This window comes from Streptomyces sp. NPDC052109, from assembly GCF_040680195.1.
Classification (GTDB): domain Bacteria; phylum Actinomycetota; class Actinomycetes; order Streptomycetales; family Streptomycetaceae; genus Streptomyces.
On the sequence record NZ_JBFAWF010000002.1, the window covers coordinates 448,584 to 464,597 of the forward strand.

Consider the following 16,014-nt stretch of genomic DNA (forward strand, 5'->3'; position numbering starts at 1 on the left):
TCAGGCAGGACCACTCGCCCACAGGAGGGAGTAAGGCATTCCAGTTGACCCGCAGCTTTACAGACCGCGCGATCCACGGCCTGCTGGCTGCGAAGACGCCGCGTCAGCGCGCCCACACCCCACGTCTGCCCTCAGAACCCGGGTCTGGTGCAGGTTCAGGTGACAGGTTCGGTCACGCGGCCTGGAGGGCCGGTGTGGTCATGACGGTCTCGAATTCGACGGGTGTCAGCCGGCCGAGTGCGGCTTGTCGGCGGCGCCGGTGATAGGTCCGCTCGATCCAGGACACGATCGCGATCCGCAGTTCCTCGCGGGTGGCCCAGCTCCGGCGGTCGAGGACGTTCTTTTGCAGCAGGCTGAAGAAGGACTCCATGGCCGCGTTGTCGCCGGCCGCCCCGACCCTCCCTATCGATCCGACCATGCGGTGCCGGTCGAGGGCCCGGACGAACTTCCGGGACCGGAACTGCGAGCCGAGATCGCTGTGCAGGATGCACCCGTCGACGTGTTCACGTCGGGCCACGGCGTTGTCGAGGGCGGTCACGGCCAGGCGGGACTTCATCCGCGCGTCGATGGAGTAGCCCACGATCCTGTTGCTGAACACATCCTTGATCGCGCAGAGGTACAGCTTGCCTTCGCCGGTGGCGTGTTCGGTGATGTCGGCGAGCCACAGCCGGTTCGGGCCGGTCGCGGTGAAGTTGCGGCTCACGAGATCGTCGTGCACCGGCGGGCCGGCCTTCTTGCCCCTGCCGCGCTTCTTGCCGAACGCGCTCCACCAGCGGTTGTCCCGGCAGATCCGCCACGCGGTCCGGTCCGCCATCCGAGCCCCGGCACCACGCGCTTCATCGGCCAGGAACCGGTAGCCGAATTCCGGGTCGTCGCGGTGAGCGTCGAACAGTGCGTTCGCGCGATACGACTCCTCCAGTACGGCGTCGGCCACCGGCTTGTCGAGCCAGCGGTAGTAGGGCTGTCTGGCGAGCTTCAACACCCGGCACGTCACCGTGACGGGCACCCCGTCCACGGCCGGCTCCTTCACGAGCGGGTAGATCCTTTTCCCGGCAGATGCACCTGCGACAGATAGGCCGCGGCCCGGCGCAGGACCTCGTTCTCCTGCTCCAGCAGCTTGATCCGCCGACGCGCTTCCCGCAGTTCCGCGCTCTCCTGGCTGGTCACCCCGGGCTTGGACCCGTCATCGATGTCCGCCCGGCGCATCCACTTCCACAACGTCATCGGGTGAACCCCGAAATCGGTGGCCAGCTGCTCGACCGTGACACCCGGGCCGCGGTTCCTCGCGACTCGCACGACGTCCTGGCGGAACTCTTCCGGATAAGGCTTGGGCACAGCGACATCCTTCCCACCCGCCCCTCAGAGCAAGCCAGTTCAGATGTCACCCGATCGTGCAGCAGACCCGATCCCTCAGAAGAGAGACCACAGAGGAGTTAATGCCTTGGCAGGCACCGACAAGCTCAAGCTCCGCGAAGTCCTCGAAGAGATCGACATGAGCCGCGCCGCCTTCTACCGGATGCGCGCACGCGGCAAGGCCCCCAAGCTCATCAAGTTGCCCAACGGTCAGATCCGTTGTCGACGCAGTGACCTGGACGCCTGGTGGGCGGAACACGAGACCGCAGCCTGACTTTCACCCCACGAGAGAACGAGGGGCCCGCTTCCGGCGGGCCCCTCTGGAGTTTGCATGTCGCTGACCTACGACGTTCGTCTCTACTCCATCGAGATCCGCAAGGACCGCCCCAAGCCATACCGCGTCCGTTGGCTGGTCGGGGCGAACAAGCACTCCAAGAGCTACACCCTCAAGGTTCAGGCGGAGGGACGCCGCTCGGAACTCATGTCCGCCATCCGACGCGGCGACCAGTTCGACGAGGAGACCGGCCTTCCCGTCTCCGAGCTGCGGGCGAAGCAGGGTTCCATCACCTGGTACGAGCACTGCCGTGCGTACGTTGACCGTAAGCGGACGTCGGCCCCAGCAAAGTCGCGTAAGAACTACGCGGATGCGCTGGCAACCACTCACGCCGGCGCTGGTGAAGTCGAAGGCAGGCATGCCCGATGCCGCCCTCATGCGGCGTGCACTCTACGGGTGGGCGTTCAACCGGAACCGCTGGGACGAGACCCCACTGGACGCTGTTGCCCGCGCCCTGGCCTGGATCGGCAAGCATTCAATGTCGGTGTCTGCTCTGGAGGACCCCACAAACGTACGTCTCGCCCTTGATGCCCTGGCATTGCGCATGGACGGAGAGTCGGCATCACCGCGCACCGCGAAGCGCAAGCGAGCGTGTCTGAGCGACGTTCTCGGGCTGGCTGTGGAAGAGCAGTACTTCTCCCTCCCGGTCAACCCGCTCACGACCGTGAAATGGACCGCCCCGAAGTCCGTGGACGAGGTGGATCCCGAAAGCGTCGCAAACCCTCGACAGGTACGCGCACTACTGGCCGGCGTACGTGAACAGGGGTCCCGTGGTCGTCATCTGGAGGCGTTCTTCGGGTGCCTGTACTACGCGGCTATGCGTCCCGCTGAGGCGGCTGGCCTGCGCGCGAATCAGTGTCACCTCCCGGAGACGGGGTGGGGCATGCTCACCCTGCGCCAGGGCATTGTTCGGGCCGGACCGAGCTGGACGGACGACGGGTCGGCTCACGAGACGCGCCACTTGAAAGCTCGGGCGACGAAGGATTCCCGGCCGGTGCCCATCCCGCCGCAATTCGTTCGCATGCTGCGGGAGCACATCGCCACGCAGGGCACGGCGCCCGATGGCCGGCTGTTCCGGACCAACCGCAACGGCCTGCTGCAGGAGACCGGCTACGGGGAGGTATGGGCTAAGGCCCGCCGAGAGGTGCTGAGCGAGGCAGAAACGGTCTCGCTGCTGGCTCGGCGCCCCTACGACCTCCGGCACGCTGGGGTGTCGTTCTGGCTCAGTTCCGGGGTGGACGCGATGGAGTGCGCCCGTCGCGCTGGGCACAGCATCGCGGTGCTGCACAAGGTGTACGCCAAGGTGCTGGATCAGACACGGGAGCGAGCGAACAGCCGGATCGATGCGGCCCTGCGGGAGTGGAACGAGCCGGAATGATCATGCTCTCCCCCGGGGAACACCTGGGGGACACGCAGTGACTGGGGACCGACAACGTGAAACCCCCTCTGTTCAGGTGATCAACCTGGACAGAGGGGACCCTTGGTGACCGGCTCGGGAGGCGTTGGTAGTTGCCTTGACCGCGCGCTTGAGCTGAGCCGCGGTGTACCGCGGCTCCCGTCCAGCGGCCCTGAGGTTGCCCCCGGCCTTGAACAGCTTCTGCGAGACGCCGACCTTCCAGGTCGTGGCGTCACACTGTCGCCGCGCGATCTCGCAAGAGCACAAGGTGGTTCAACACCCGCTCGAGCGGCCTTCCCGGGTTCTCATCCCTCCGGCGAACACCGAGATGCGGCCATGAGAGCAGGAGGCTGCCCCAACCAGGCCGCAATCGCCGTTTCGGCTTGGCGCAGGACGGATGGGCCGACCGGTGGAATGCGTGTAGTGATCCCGGCGGAATACGTGTAGTGATCGCGTGGATCACTCGGAACATCGCGTGGATACCTAGGAGCATGGTGATCAGATTCCGGTGTACAGCCAGGAGGTGATCATGTGACGAATTCCTCAGGGCCCGCCCCGGGGGCCCGCTCCGGCTCGTACGTGATGGTGCGAAGAGGGCTGAGGAGATGCCCATGCTCGCGGGCGGAAATGGCATGGGTTGTGCTGGTCCTGCTCCTGACGGCGCTGCCCGTGGGATGGTGTGGCTTCAAGGACTTTAGAGAGGCTCTGACTTTCGCGGGGTGTGTCACCGGAGCGGCACTCATGCTGGCGGCTCTCATTATGGTCGTGGGTGTCGCTGCGGTCGTGGACTGTTGGGTCCGCGGGCCGAGTTCCAACTTTGGAGTGGCCGCGCTGATCAGTACCGGCGTTGCATTATTGACGAACGTTTTGCTCGCGCTACAGACATGGAATGACGGCGAAAAAGTCGAGTTCAAAGTACTGTCAATTGTGCTTAGCGTAAGTTCGCTATCCACTGTCGTACTGGTGTGGCGAAGATTGGATGAGATCCCCACTCCGAAGCGGGTGGCTGCGGCACTCATTATCTCCACGTTCGTCGCGGTTGCCAATTTTGGCTACCAGTACATTTTTCAGCCATACCGGCGCGAGGCCACCCCTCTCGTGCAGCTGAACGTTGAGAAGGCAGTACTCAGCGCGGACCGCAAGGTGCTTTCCGTACCGGTCGACATCAAGCTCGTGAATCACAGCGATATGGCCTTCTACGTGCTGGGTGCCGAATTCCATGCCATGGGAGAGGTCGTGAAGGTGAGCCCGAGAGACCTGGCCCGACCGAAGTGGCGAGAGGATGCCGAGCAATGGGCTAGATACCGGGAGAAGCACCCACTTACCCGCAGAGAGGTCTACCAGCCGGGCAAGCTGGTGGCGGCGCAGCCGTGGATTCCCGCCGGAAATTGGGTCGAGGTGAACGACGAGTCGCTCACGCGGACCGTTGTTCAGCTTCCCAGCAACACGAATTTCCGCAAGCTGACGTTCTACGCCACCCTGAGTCTGGCGCGTAAAGACCGGCTCGTTCTGGATAAATTTGGAGTCTCGCGCTACTCCTGGCGGAAAGGTAATGTGCCCTCATGGATGAAGAAAGATCAGAGAGAGCTCGACACCATCATCCAAACGGCTGAGATGCAAGAAAGCAATGCGATCGATCAATATACGAGGAAAAAGCGCCACATTACTACCTATTGGCGCTTTGGCGCACATGGTGTCGACGTGTTGCCGGTCATCGCGCCGGTAGGCGAGGAAAATCGTACGCTCTCCAAGCAGACGAACCGGGAGGTAGTAAGCCGCTACGGTCTGACCGACGTCTTGGCGGGCCCGGTCGAAGAAACACTCGACGAGATCAAGACCCGGCGCTGACCGGCCCCTCCAGCCAGGCGTATGCGGTTGCCCCGCAGAGCGGCACAGACCGATGAGTCGCCCTGCCGTGTGCCAGCAAGCCGCTGGTTGAAAGTGATCTTGGCCGCTCACTTGCAAGTGCGGGCCGGAGGTAACGCAGCACTGAGCCATGAACCGATCGACGCTGCTCTGCAGGAGTGGGGTGAGCTTGGGCCGTCCCCCGGGGGACACCTGGGGGACACTCAGTGACTGACGTCGGGATACGGGCGGTACGGGGTGAGACACGACCGCACTTCGGCCACGCCGAATCGAAGGGGCCCCGACAACGAGAAACCCCCTCTGATCAGGTATTTAGCCTGATCAGAGGGGGTTTCCCTCAGCGTGGCGGCGCCAGGATTCGAACCTGGGAAGGCTGAGCCGGCAGATTTACAGTCTGCTCCCTTTGGCCGCTCGGGCACACCGCCGGGGTGGACACCAGATCGAACCGCTTCTCGGCGGCGCTCCCTGGCGACGACGTAAACAATACCCGATACACAGGGGTGCTCCGCCACCCGATTGATCTCCACCCCTCGGCTCGTGGGTGGCTAGGCTGGTGCGGATGCGGCCCGGCGCCTGCCGGGCCCGGCGGCCGCCGCCGCGCACGCCGGCACGCACCCGATACGCACCCGATACAAGGAGCCACAGGACATGGCCGACTCCAGTTTCGACATCGTCTCGAAGGTCGAGCGGCAGGAGGTCGACAACGCCCTCAACCAGGCCGCCAAGGAGATCTCGCAGCGCTACGACTTCAAGGGCGTGGGTGCCTCGATCTCGTGGTCCGGTGACAAGATCCTCATGGAGGCGAACTCCGAGGACCGGGTGAAGGCTGTCCTCGACGTCTTCCAGTCCAAGCTGATCAAGCGCGGTATCTCGCTGAAGGCCCTGGACGCGGGCGAGCCCCAGCTGTCCGGCAAGGAGTACAAGATCTTCGCGTCCATCGAGGAGGGGATCTCCCAGGAGAACGCGAAGAAGGTGGCGAAGATCATCCGCGACGAGGGCCCGAAGGGCGTGAAGGCCCAGGTCCAGGGAGACGAGCTGCGCGTCTCCTCCAAGAGCCGCGACGACCTGCAGGCCGTCATCGCACTGCTGAAGGGTAAGGACTTCGACTTCGCGCTGCAGTTCGTGAACTATCGGTAGGCGACCGGCAGGACCTCGGCAAGAGGCGGAAAAGGGTGGGCGCCCCCGAGCGGAGCCCACCCTTTCGCGCTGCCGGTGCCGCGCTCAGTCGCGTGAGTTCCCGAACAGGATGCGGTAGACGATCAGCAGCACCAAGGAGCCGCCGATGGCCGCGACCCAGGTGGCGCCGTCGTAGAAGCTCTTGGTGATCGGGTGGTGCAGCCAACGGGCCGAGATCCAGCCGCCGATGAACGCACCCGCCACGCCGATGAGAGTCGTGCCGATGAAGCCACCCGGGTCGCGGCCCGGCAGGAGGACCTTGGCGATGGCTCCGGCCAGCAGTCCGAGGATGATCCAAGCGATGATGCCCATGCCGTGAACCTGCCCTTCCGCGCTGTGTCCGCACCGTCCCGCTCCTGGGAATCCGGTGAGGACCCACTGTCCACGCGCGCGTGTTCGTGCCGTGTCGATGAAGAGGACGTCACCCGTCCACCACACGGTTGCCGCGCTCAGTAGGGTGCGGCGCATGACACCTTCCGGCACCGAACTGCGGCGCACCCTGGGCGTGCGGGACGCCGTGGTCGTCGGCCTCGGCTCGATGGTCGGGGCCGGCGTCTTCTCGGCCCTGGGACCCGCCGCACGCGCGGCCGGAACAGGACTGCTGCCCGGGCTGGCGCTCGCGGCCGTGGTGGCCTACTGCAACGCCATGTCCTCGGCGCGTCTCGCGGCCCGCTACCCGGCCTCCGGCGGGACGTACGTGTACGGGCGCGAGCGGCTCGGCCCCTTCTGGGGGTATCTCGCGGGCTGGGCGTTCGTGGTCGGCAAGACGGCGTCCTGTGCGGCCATGGCGCTCACCGTGGGCGCGTACGTCTGGCCGGGGCAGGCGCACGCCGTGGCGGTCGCGGCCGTGGTGGCGCTGACGGCCGTGAACTACGGCGGGATCCAGAAGTCGGCCTGGCTGACGCGCGTGATCGTGGCGGTGGTGCTGGCCGTCCTCGCCGCCGTGGTGGTCGTGTGCCTGGCGTCCGGACGGGCCGGGGCCGGGCGGCTGGACGTCGGGCTGTCGTCGGGCGCGGGCGGGGTGCTTCAGGCGGCGGGGCTGCTGTTCTTCGCGTTCGCCGGGTACGCGCGCATCGCGACCCTGGGTGAGGAGGTACGGGATCCGGCGCGCACGATTCCACGCGCAATCCCGCTGGCCCTGGGCATCGCACTTGTGGTGTACGCGTGCGTGGCCGTCGCCGTGCTCGCTGTCCTCGGCGCGGGCCGGCTCGGGCACGCGGCGGCTCCGCTGGCCGACGCGGTGCGGGTGGCCGGCCTGCCGGGGTTGGTGCCGGTGGTGCGGACCGGGGCCGCGGTGGCGGCGCTCGGCTCGCTGCTCGCGCTGATCCTGGGCGTGTCCCGTACGACGCTCGCCATGGCACGGGACGGGCATCTGCCGGGGGCGCTGGCGGCCGTGCACCCGCGCTTCCAGGTGCCCCACCGGGCCGAGCTGGCCGTGGGCGCGGTGGTCGCCGTGCTGGCCTCGATGGTGGACGTGCGCGGCGCGATCGGCTTCTCCTCCTTCGGAGTGCTCGCCTACTACGCCGTCGCCAACGCCTCCGCGTGGACCCTGAATCCGGCTCCGTCGACCCGTGTGGTGCCCGTGGTGGGCCTGCTGGGCTGCGCCGCGCTGGCGTTCGCGCTGCCCGCCGTCTCGGTGGCCGTGGGGGCGGGCGTGCTCGCGGTGGGCGTGGCGGCCTACGGCGTACGGCGGTGGGTGCGGCAGCGCGGCGAGTGAAACGCCGTCAGGGGGCCCGGGGCCGTACGCGCGCGTGGCCCGCTGTCCGCCCGCCGACTCAGCGGGTCGCGAACGGCTCGTCCGTCGGCACGATTTCGCGGCCCAGCGGCAGCAGGGAGACCGGGATCAGTTTGAAGTTCGCGATGCCGAACGGGATGCCGATGATCGTGATGCACAGGGCGATACCGGTGACGATGTGCGCGATCGCCAGCCACCAGCCGGCCAGGATCAGCCAGAGCACGTTGCCGATGCACGAGGGCGCGCCCGCGTCCCGGCGCTCGACCGTGGTGTACCCGAAGGGCCACAGGGCGTAGACACCGATACGGAAGGCGGCGACGCCGAACGGGATGCCGATGATCGTGATGCACAGCAGGACGCCGGCGAACAGATAGCCCAGGAACAGCCAGAAGCCGCTCAGGATGAGCCAAATGACGTTCAGGATCGTCTTCACCGGTAGCGACCTGCCATCTTCTCGAGCCGGGCGATTCGGTCCGCCATGGGCGGATGCGTCGAGAACATCTTGGTCAGTCCCTGGCCCGCGCGGAAGGGATTCGCGATCATCATGTGGCTGGCCGTCTGGATCCGGGGCTCGGGCGGCAGCGGCAGCTGCTGGGTGCCGCCCTCCAGCTTGTGCAGGGCACCGGCGAGGGCCAGCGGGTCGCCGGTGAGCTGAGCGCCGGACGCGTCCGCCTCGTACTCGCGGGAACGGCTGATGGCCAGTTGGATGAGGGTTGCGGCGAGCGGGCCCAGGATCATGATCAGGAGCATGCCGATGAGGCCCGGGCCGTCGTCGTCGTCGGAGCGCCCGACCGGGATGAGCCAGGCGAAGTTCACCAGGAACATGATCACCGAGGCGAGCGCGCCGGCCACCGAGGAGATCAGGATGTCCCGGTTGTAGACGTGGCTGAGCTCGTGGCCGATGACGCCCCGCAGCTCGCGCTCGTCCAGCAGGCGCAGGATGCCCTCGGTGCAGCACACGGCCGCGTTGCGCGGATTGCGGCCCGTGGCGAAGGCGTTGGGGGCCTCCGTGGGGGAGATGTACAGGCGGGGCATCGGCTGGCGGGCCTGCGTGGACAGCTCGCGGACCATGCGGTAGAGCGCGGGGGCCTCGAACTCGCTGACCGGACGGGCGCGCATCGCGCGCAGGGCCAACTTGTCGCTGTTCCAGTACGCGTACGCGTTCGTGCCCAGGGCGATCAGGACCGCGATGATCAGGCCGGCGCGGCCGAAGAAGCTGCCGATGACGATGATGAGTGCGGACAGTCCCCCGAGGAGTACTGCGGTCCTGAGCCCGTTGTGCCGGCGGTGCACCGTACGCCCTCCAAGTCGTGCAGCTGGGGAACACTTTGGTCCAGTGGACCCTCCCGCTTGTGACAACGCCAGGCGGCGGTCGCGAGTTCCCTGTTGCCGGCGCGGGGGCCGGTCGGCCGGACGGGTGACGTGCTCGTTCGCTGTCCCGCGCGCGTGACGGCACGGATGGGCCATGCGCGCGAGGGGGCTCCTCGGACCCCTCCGGCATGCCCGGCGGAACGGTCCGCCGGGCCGCTCAGAACAGGCCCGTGGCCGCGAAGCGGAGCACGAGCTGAGGCGCTCCGGACAGGGCGACGCCGAGTACGCCGGTGAGGGCGAGGGCGGCGGTGAGGGGGCCGGGGACGTGGTGCCGGGCGGGCTCGCCCTCGGGGGCGCGGAACAGCAGGGCGGTCCACTGCAGATAGTAGAAGAGCGCGATCACCACGTTGACGGCCATCACGACGGCGAGCCAGCCCAGGCCCGCGTCGACGGCCGACGAGAAGACGGTGACCTTGGCGAACAGCCCGATGATCCCCGGCGGCAGCCCGGCCAGGCAGAGCAGGAAGAACGCCAGCAGGAGCGCGGTGAGCGGGTTGGCGGCGTACAGGCCCCGGTAGTCGCTGATCCGGTTCCGGGCCCGGCTACGGCCCACCACGGCGGCCACCGCGAACGCGCCGAGGTTCACGGCGGCGTACATCAGCGCGTAGGCGACCGTGGAGCCGATCGCCTTCTGCGGGTCCTTGGCGTAGCCGGCGGCGGCGATGGGCACGAGCAGGTACCCGGCCTGACCGACGGAGGACCAGGCGAGCAGCCGTACGGCGCTGTACGCGCGCGTGGCCTGCTGGCGCAGGGCGCCCAGGTTGCCGACCGTCATGGTCAGGGCGGCCAGGACGGCGAGCGCGGGCCCCCAGACGTCGGCGTACGACGGGAACGCGACCACGGTGACGAGGATCAGGCCGGAGAAGCCGACCGCCTTGCCGACGACCGACAGGTACGCGGCGACGGGCAGCGGCGCGCCGACGTAGGTGTCGGGCACCCAGAAGTGGAAGGGCACGGCTGCCGTCTTGAACGCGAAGCCGATCAGGGTGAGGACCACGCCCGCCTGGGCGAGGGTGTGCAGCTGCCCGTCGACGTGGGGCAGGCGCCGGGCGACCTGGGTGAGGTAGAGGGTGCCGGTGGAGGCGTAGACGAAGCTGACGCCCATCAGGGTGACCGCGGTGGCCGTCACCGAGGACAGGAAGAACTTCAGGGCGGCCTCCGAGGACCGCTTGTCTCCGTGCCGTATGCCGACGAGGGCGAAGGCGGGCAGGGAGGCGACCTCCAGGGCGACGACCAGGGTGGCGAGGTCGCGGGAGGCGGGCAGCAGGGCGGCGCCGGCCGCGGAGGACAGCAGCAGGAACCAGAACTCCCCCGGAGGGACGCGCCGCTGGTCGTCCTTGAGGTTCGTGACCGACAGCAGGGCGGCGAGCAGCGCGCCGCCGAGGACCAGGAACTGGATGACGAGAGTGAAGTGGTCGGCGGTGTAGCTGCACGCGCGCGTGGCGCCGTTCACGCAGAAGGTGCTGCGGTCGCCGTCCAGGAGGGGCAGGAGCGTCAGCGCGGCCACGGCCAGTCCGGCGACCGAGACCCAGCCGAGGACTGCCTTGCGGGACTCGGGCAGGAACAGGTCGGCGACCAGCACGACGAGTCCCACGGCGGCGGCGATGGTCGGCGGGGCGACGGCGAGCCAGTCGACGGACTGCACCAGCGACTCGGCGAGGGGCTGGGCGCTCATCGGGTGCCTCCTGCGAGGAGCTGGTGCACGGCCGGGTCGGTCAGGCCGAGCAGCGCCCTCGGCCACAGTCCTGCGACGACGGTGAGGGCGACGAGCGGGGTCCAGGCGGCGAACTCGTAGCCGTGGACGTCGGCGAGCTTCGGGACCTCCTGCTCCGTGCCGCCCATGCAGACGCGGCGGACCACGATCAGCATGTACGCGGCCGTCAGCAGGGTGCCGAACGCACCGATTGCCATGAAGGTGAGGAAGGCCGGCCGGCTGAGGTCGGAGGCGGGCTTGAACGCGCCGAACAGGGCCAGCATCTCGCCCCAGAACCCGGCGAGTCCGGGCAGGCCGAGCGAGGCGACGGCACCGAAGGCGAGCAGGCCGCCGAGGCGCGGGGCCTTGCCGTACAGGGCGAGGCCGCTCTCCTCGGAGAGGGTGTCGAGGTCGGTGGTGCCGGTGCGGTCCTTGAGCGCGCCGACCAGGAAGAAGAGCAGGCCGGTGATGAGGCCGTGGGCGATGTTGGCGAACAGGGCGCCGTTGACGCCGGTCGGGGTCATGGTGGCGATGCCCAGCAGGACGAAGCCCATGTGGCCGACGGAGGAGTAGGCGATCAGCCGCTTGAGGTCGCCCTTCGCGCCCCGCTTGGCCAGGGCCAGGCAGGCCAGGGACCCGTAGATGATCCCGACCACGGCGAACGCGGCGAGGTACGGCGCGAAGGTGTGGAAGCCGTGCGGCGCGATCGGCAGCAGAATCCGGACGAAACCGTACGTACCCATCTTCAGCAGGACACCGGCCAGCAGCACCGAGCCGACGGTCGGCGCGGCGGTGTGGGCGTCGGGCAGCCAGCTGTGCAGCGGCCACATCGGCGTCTTGACCGCGAGCCCGACGCCGATCGCCAGAACGGCGATGACCTGCACGGATGCGGTCAGTGACCGGCCGTTGTCAGTGGCGAGTGCCACCATGTCGAACGTGCCCGCCTTGATTCCGATCAGGAGCAGGCCGAGCAGCATGACGACGGAGCCGAGCAGCGTGAACAGGATGAACTTCCACGCGGCCCGGGCCCGGCCCTCGCCGCCCCAGCGGGCGATGAGGAAGTACATCGGGATGAGCACCATCTCGAACGCGAGGAAGAACAGCAGCAGATCGAGGACGGCGAAGGTCGCGAGGGTGCCGGACTCGAGCAGGAGCAGCAGGGCGACGAACGCCTTCGGGGAGCCGCCCGCGGGCGGCTTGAAGTAGGAGTAGAGCGCGCAGAGGAAGGTCAGCAGCGCGGTCAGGACGACGAGGGGGAGGGAGATGCCGTCGATGCCGAGGTGGATCCGCACGTCGAGTGCGGGGATCCAGCTGATGTCGGTCGTGGCCTGCATCCTCGACGGGTGGTCGTGGTCGAAGCCGAGCGCGAGGACGAGTGCGGCGATGAGGATCGCGCCGGTCACGGTCACGCCGTGCCGCAGCACGGCCTGCTCGGGCGACCTCCCCTTCAGTCCCGGCGGGGCCGGCAGGAGAGCGGCGACCGCGCCGAGGAGCGGGCCGACGACGACGAATGCCAGAAGGAACTGCATCACGGACTCGTTGATATCGATCACGCCTGCTCACGCTCCCGTGGCGACGAGGACGACGGCGACCGCCAGGACGACGGTGCCGGCGAGCAGCGCGCTCACATAGGTCTGCACATTGCCGGTCTGCGCCCGCCGTACGGCGGCCCCGAGCGCCCGGGGCAGGGCGGCCGCGCCGCGTACGTAGGTGTCGACGACCTCGCGGTCGAGGAACCGGACGAGACTCGCCCCGGCCTGGACCGGGCGGACGAACAGCGCCGCGTACACGGCGTCCAGGTGGAAGCCGGCGGCCGCGGACCGGTGCAGCGGGCCGAGCAGCAGTCGGCCGGGATCCGCCGGGTCGGGCGCGTACGCGATGTCACCGTAGGCCGGCCGGTGCGTGGCGATGGCCTCGGCCTCGACCAGTCCGGCGTCGCCCTCTGGGTGGGCGGCGACCGCGCCCAGCGGCACCCGGGCGGCGATGCGGGTGGTGTGCTGCCAGGCCCCGTAGGTGATCAGCCCGCCGACCACGGCGAGGCCCGTGCCGAGGATCGAGGTGAGCAGGCTCGGGGTCAGGGCGCGGCCGTCGAACCAGCCGGGCAGCGAGCGGTAGGCGAGCCCGCCGAAGGCGAGGGACGGCACGGCGAGGACCCACAGCACCACGGTCATCGTCAGCGGCTGGCGGCCGTGGTCGGGGGCCTCGGCGCCCCGGCCGCGGAAGGCCAGCAGCCACAGCCGGGTCGCGTAGGCGGCGGTGAGGAGGGCGGTGAGCAGACCGGCGACGAGGACGATCCAGCCGGCCGTGCCGGGCGCGTGGTCGGTGCTCCCGGCGACGGCGTGTTCGGCCGCGCCGAGGACGGACTCCTTGGAGAAGAAGCCGCTGAACGGCGGGATCGCGGCGAGCGCGAGGAGGGCCACGGTCATCGTCCAGTAGGCGTCCGGGACGCGGTCGCGCAGGCCGTGCATGCGGGACATGGCGGCCAGCGAGTTGGTGCCGGCGGCGTGGATGATCACACCGGCCGCGAGGAACAGCAGCGCCTTGAAGGCGCCGTGGGACAGGAGGTGGAAGACGGCGGCACCGCGGTCGCCGACGGCGAGGGCGCCGGTCATGTAGCCGAGCTGGCCGATCGTCGAGTAGGCGAGGACGCGCTTGATGTCGTCCTGGGCGAGCGCGGCGAGCGCCGAGCCGGTCATCGTGACCGCGGCCATGACGGCGAGGACCACCATCGCGGCCGAGGAGGCCTCGAAGACGGGAAGGAGTCGGGCGATGAAGTAGACACCGGCGGCGACCATCGTCGCGGCGTGGATCAGCGCCGAGACGGGCGTCGGGCCCGCCATCGCGTCCGGGAGCCAGGTGTGCAGCGGGAACTGCGCCGACTTGCCCGCGACGCCCGCGAGGAGCAGCAGGGCGACCAGCGTCGGGTGGTGCAGGTCGCCGCTCGCGACGGCGCCGAGGACGCGGGTGATACGGAAGGAGCCGGCGTCGGTGGCCAGCGCGAACAGGCCGATCAGGAAGGGCACGTCGCCCAGCTTGGTGACCAGGAACGCCTTCAGGGAGGCGGCGCGGGCCTCGGGGGTCTCCCAGTAATGGCCGACCAGGAAGTAGGAGCAGATACCCATGACTTCCCAGCCGACCAGCAGCACGATCAGGTCGCCGGAGTAGACGACCAGGAGCATCGCGGAGGTGAACAGGGAGACGAGGGCTGCGTAGGAGGGGTAGCGCGGGTCGTCGCGCAGATAGCCCGTCGAGTAGATCTGCACGCAGGCCGCGACGAAGGCGACCAGGATCGCGACGAGCGAGGCGAAGCCGTCGATGTGCAGCGCCAGTTCGATCGGGACCGAACCGGTGGGCGTCAGCTCGGTGTGGGCGTCGACCGCCCGGCCGCCACCCTGGTGTGCGGCGACCAGCGCGGCCAGGACGAGCGAGGCCAGCGGCGGCAGCACGGCGAGGGGGCGGACGAACCCGGGCGCGGTGCGACCGAGCAGCAGTCCGGCCGCGGCGCCCAGGAACGGCAGAAGGGGGACGAGGACGGCGAGGGTGGTCGTGGTCACGCGGTGGCCTCAGCCTTCTCGGCCGCGGAGGAGTCGGGGCCACCGGTCTCGGGACCCTCGGCGGTGTCGCGGAGCTTGTCGATGTCGGAGGTGCCGCGGTTGCGGTAGACGGCGAGCACGATCGCCAGGCCGATGCCGATCTCGGCGGCGGCGATGGCGATGGTGAACAGGGTCAGCGCCTGGCCGGAGTGCAGGGTCTCCCGCGCGGCCCGGCTGAGCCAGATGTCGAAGGCGACCAGGTTGAGGTTGACGGCGTTGAGCATCAGCTCGACCGACATCAGGACCAGGATCGCGTTGCGGCGGGCGAGGACGCCGTACAGGCCGGTGCAGAAGAGGAGGGCGGAGAGTACGGCGGGGTAGGCGAGGTGCATCAGCGGTCGCCTTCCTTGCCGACGCGGTTGTTCACCGGGGTACTGGCGGTCGCCTCCGCCTTCGCCTTGCGGGACAGGACGATCGCGCCGACCAGGGCCGCGAGGAGCAGCACGGACAGGGCCTCGAAGGGCAGCACCCAGTTTCGGAACAGGCTCTCGCCGGTGACCCGGGTGGAGCCGGCGGCCGGGCCGTCGAGGTCGATCCAGGTGGTGCGGAAGGCGTCGCCGACGACCCACACCAGGGCGACGGCGGCGGCGACCGCGACGGTCAGGGCGGCCCAGCGGTTGCCGGAGTCGGCGTCCGGGGAGCGGCCGATGGGCGCCCTGGTGAGCATCAGACCGAACAGGAGGAGGACGACGACGGAACCGACGTAGATCAGGACCTGCACCCAGGCGATGAACTCCGCGGTGAGCAGGAGGTACTCGACGGCGAGACCGCCGAGCGCGACCACCAGCCACAGGGCGGCGTGCACCAGCTGGCGGGTGGTGACGGTGACCAGGGCGGCGCCGAAGGTGACAAGGCCGACGAGGAGGAAGGCGATCTCGACTCCGGTCGGGGACAGGAAGCCGTGCGGTGCCTGGGCGAGGGTCACGACTCTCCCTCCTCCGGCTCGGCCTGCGCGGCCGCCAGCTTCTCGGCGGTCTTGCGGGCGGCGGCGATCTCCTTCGGCTCCTCGGCGGCGGGATCCAGGGCCGGCGGCGCGGGGACGGTCCACATCCACTCGCGGAGCTTGTCCCGCTCGTGGGTGAGGTCGCGGATGTCCGTCTCGGCGTACTCGAACTCCGGGGACCAGAACAGCGCGTCGAAAGGACAGACCTCGATGCAGATACCGCAGTACATGCACAGGGAGAAGTCGATGGCGAACCGGTCGAGGACGTTGCGGCTGCGCTCGCGGCCGCCGGGGGCGGCCGGTGGGACCGTCTCCTTGTGGGAGTCGATGTAGATGCACCAGTCGGGGCACTCACGGGCGCAGAGCATGCAGACCGTGCAGTTCTCCTCGAACAGGCCGATCACGCCGCGGGTGCGGGGCGGCAGTTCGGGCTGGACGTCCGGGTACTGCTCGGTGACCGTCTTCCTGGTCATCGTGCGCAGGGTGACGGCCAGGCCCTTGGCGAGGCCGGAGCCGGGAATGCGGGAACGGGAGGGCGGGGGCGGCACGGCCAT

The 16,014-nt window shown here is 69.0% G+C and carries 14 protein-coding genes, 1 tRNA gene and 1 pseudogene; 5 read left to right on the forward strand and 11 right to left on the reverse strand.

The window, feature by feature from the left end:
* Positions 1-172 precede the first annotated feature (172 nt).
* Positions 173-1,335, reverse strand: a protein-coding gene (locus AB0L59_RS07650; RefSeq protein WP_365580472.1) for an IS3 family transposase whose coding sequence is annotated in 2 segments (ribosomal slippage) — positions 173-1,048 and positions 1,051-1,335 — 1,161 coding nt in all. Because the reading frame shifts where the segments join, the coding sequence is not laid out codon by codon here.
* A 106-nt stretch (positions 1,336-1,441) separates the two neighbouring features.
* On the opposite strand from AB0L59_RS07650, the gene AB0L59_RS07655 reads away from it, so the two are divergent.
* The 3 genes and pseudogenes from AB0L59_RS07655 to AB0L59_RS07665 all read left to right on the forward strand — a co-directional run bounded on the left by AB0L59_RS07655 (position 1,442) and on the right by AB0L59_RS07665 (position 4,931).
* Positions 1,442-1,627, forward strand: coding sequence for a helix-turn-helix domain-containing protein (locus AB0L59_RS07655; RefSeq protein ID WP_191872034.1), 186 nt, complete (start codon positions 1,442-1,444; stop codon positions 1,625-1,627).
* A 57-nt stretch (positions 1,628-1,684) separates the two neighbouring features.
* Positions 1,685-3,065 (forward strand): annotated as a pseudogene (locus tag AB0L59_RS07660) (site-specific integrase).
* An 840-nt stretch (positions 3,066-3,905) separates the two neighbouring features.
* Positions 3,906-4,931: a hypothetical protein gene (locus AB0L59_RS07665; RefSeq protein WP_365580476.1), complete on the forward strand. Its 1,026-nt coding sequence runs from the start codon at positions 3,906-3,908 to the stop codon at positions 4,929-4,931.
* A 361-nt stretch (positions 4,932-5,292) separates the two neighbouring features.
* Here AB0L59_RS07665 and AB0L59_RS07670 read toward each other — a convergent pair.
* Positions 5,293-5,374, reverse strand: a tRNA-Tyr gene (locus tag AB0L59_RS07670).
* A gap of 223 nt (positions 5,375-5,597) precedes the next feature.
* Here AB0L59_RS07670 and AB0L59_RS07675 point away from each other — a divergent pair.
* Positions 5,598-6,086, forward strand: coding sequence for a YajQ family cyclic di-GMP-binding protein (locus AB0L59_RS07675; RefSeq protein ID WP_019756392.1), 489 nt, complete (start codon positions 5,598-5,600; stop codon positions 6,084-6,086).
* Positions 6,087-6,170: 84 nt separating this feature from the next.
* Here AB0L59_RS07675 and AB0L59_RS07680 read toward each other — a convergent pair whose 3' ends face one another.
* Positions 6,171-6,437 (reverse strand): GlsB/YeaQ/YmgE family stress response membrane protein, encoded by a 267-nt coding sequence (locus tag AB0L59_RS07680; protein ID WP_365580479.1) that lies wholly within the window; start codon positions 6,435-6,437, stop codon positions 6,171-6,173.
* A 154-nt stretch (positions 6,438-6,591) separates the two neighbouring features.
* Between AB0L59_RS07680 and AB0L59_RS07685 the strand changes: the two genes are divergently transcribed.
* Positions 6,592-7,842, forward strand: coding sequence for an amino acid permease (locus tag AB0L59_RS07685; protein ID WP_365580482.1), 1,251 nt, complete (start codon positions 6,592-6,594; stop codon positions 7,840-7,842).
* 58 nt (positions 7,843-7,900) lie between these two features.
* On the opposite strand, the gene AB0L59_RS07690 is transcribed toward AB0L59_RS07685, so the two are convergent.
* The 8 genes from AB0L59_RS07690 to AB0L59_RS07725 all read right to left on the reverse strand — a co-directional run bounded on the left by AB0L59_RS07690 (position 7,901) and on the right by AB0L59_RS07725 (position 16,014).
* Positions 7,901-8,293 carry a YccF domain-containing protein gene (locus AB0L59_RS07690; RefSeq protein WP_365580485.1) on the reverse strand — a complete coding sequence of 131 codons (393 nt, stop codon included), beginning with the start codon at positions 8,291-8,293 and terminating at the stop codon, positions 7,901-7,903.
* The gene (gene htpX, locus AB0L59_RS07695; RefSeq protein WP_365580487.1) at positions 8,290-9,153 is read right to left on the reverse strand and encodes a zinc metalloprotease HtpX; all 864 of its coding nucleotides are present in this window, start codon (positions 9,151-9,153) and stop codon (positions 8,290-8,292) included. Before htpX ends, AB0L59_RS07690 begins: the two co-directional genes overlap by 4 nt.
* Positions 9,154-9,388: 235 nt before the next feature.
* Positions 9,389-10,906 carry an NADH-quinone oxidoreductase subunit N gene (locus AB0L59_RS07700; RefSeq protein WP_365580490.1) on the reverse strand — a complete coding sequence of 506 codons (1,518 nt, stop codon included), beginning with the start codon at positions 10,904-10,906 and terminating at the stop codon, positions 9,389-9,391.
* A complete protein-coding gene (locus AB0L59_RS07705) occupies positions 10,903-12,477 on the reverse strand; it encodes an NADH-quinone oxidoreductase subunit M (RefSeq protein WP_365580492.1) in 1,575 nt (524 codons plus the stop codon). The genes AB0L59_RS07700 and AB0L59_RS07705 overlap by 4 nt, the downstream gene beginning before the upstream one ends.
* A gap of 6 nt (positions 12,478-12,483) precedes the next feature.
* Entirely contained in the window at positions 12,484-14,478 is a 1,995-nt protein-coding gene (locus tag AB0L59_RS07710) for an NADH-quinone oxidoreductase subunit L (RefSeq protein WP_365580494.1), read from the reverse strand.
* On the reverse strand, positions 14,475-14,849 hold the full coding sequence (gene nuoK / locus AB0L59_RS07715; protein ID WP_365580496.1) for an NADH-quinone oxidoreductase subunit NuoK: 375 nt from the start codon (positions 14,847-14,849) through the stop codon (positions 14,475-14,477). Before nuoK ends, AB0L59_RS07710 begins: the two co-directional genes overlap by 4 nt.
* Complete coding sequence (locus tag AB0L59_RS07720) at positions 14,849-15,442, reverse strand: NADH-quinone oxidoreductase subunit J (protein ID WP_365580499.1); 594 nt, start codon at positions 15,440-15,442, stop codon at positions 14,849-14,851. The genes nuoK and AB0L59_RS07720 overlap by 1 nt, the downstream gene beginning before the upstream one ends.
* Positions 15,439-16,014: an NADH-quinone oxidoreductase subunit I gene (locus tag AB0L59_RS07725; RefSeq protein WP_365580502.1), complete on the reverse strand. Its 576-nt coding sequence runs from the start codon at positions 16,012-16,014 to the stop codon at positions 15,439-15,441. Before AB0L59_RS07725 ends, AB0L59_RS07720 begins: the two co-directional genes overlap by 4 nt.

Bases quoted from the DNA above. Each gene is read 5' to 3' on its own strand.
- AB0L59_RS07680 (WP_365580479.1), bottom strand. From the start codon at position 6,437: ATGGGCATCATCGCTTGGATCATCCTCGGACTGCTGGCCGGAGCCATC.
- AB0L59_RS07700 (WP_365580490.1), bottom strand. From the start codon at position 10,906: ATGAGCGCCCAGCCCCTCGCCGAGTCGCTGGTGCAGTCCGTCGACTGG.
- nuoK (WP_365580496.1), bottom strand. From the start codon at position 14,849: ATGCACCTCGCCTACCCCGCCGTACTCTCCGCCCTCCTCTTCTGCACC.
- AB0L59_RS07685 (WP_365580482.1), top strand. From the start codon at position 6,592: ATGACACCTTCCGGCACCGAACTGCGGCGCACCCTGGGCGTGCGGGAC.
- AB0L59_RS07675 (WP_019756392.1), top strand. From the start codon at position 5,598: ATGGCCGACTCCAGTTTCGACATCGTCTCGAAGGTCGAGCGGCAGGAG.
- AB0L59_RS07725 (WP_365580502.1), bottom strand. From the start codon at position 16,014: ATGGCCGTGCCGCCCCCGCCCTCCCGTTCCCGCATTCCCGGCTCCGGC.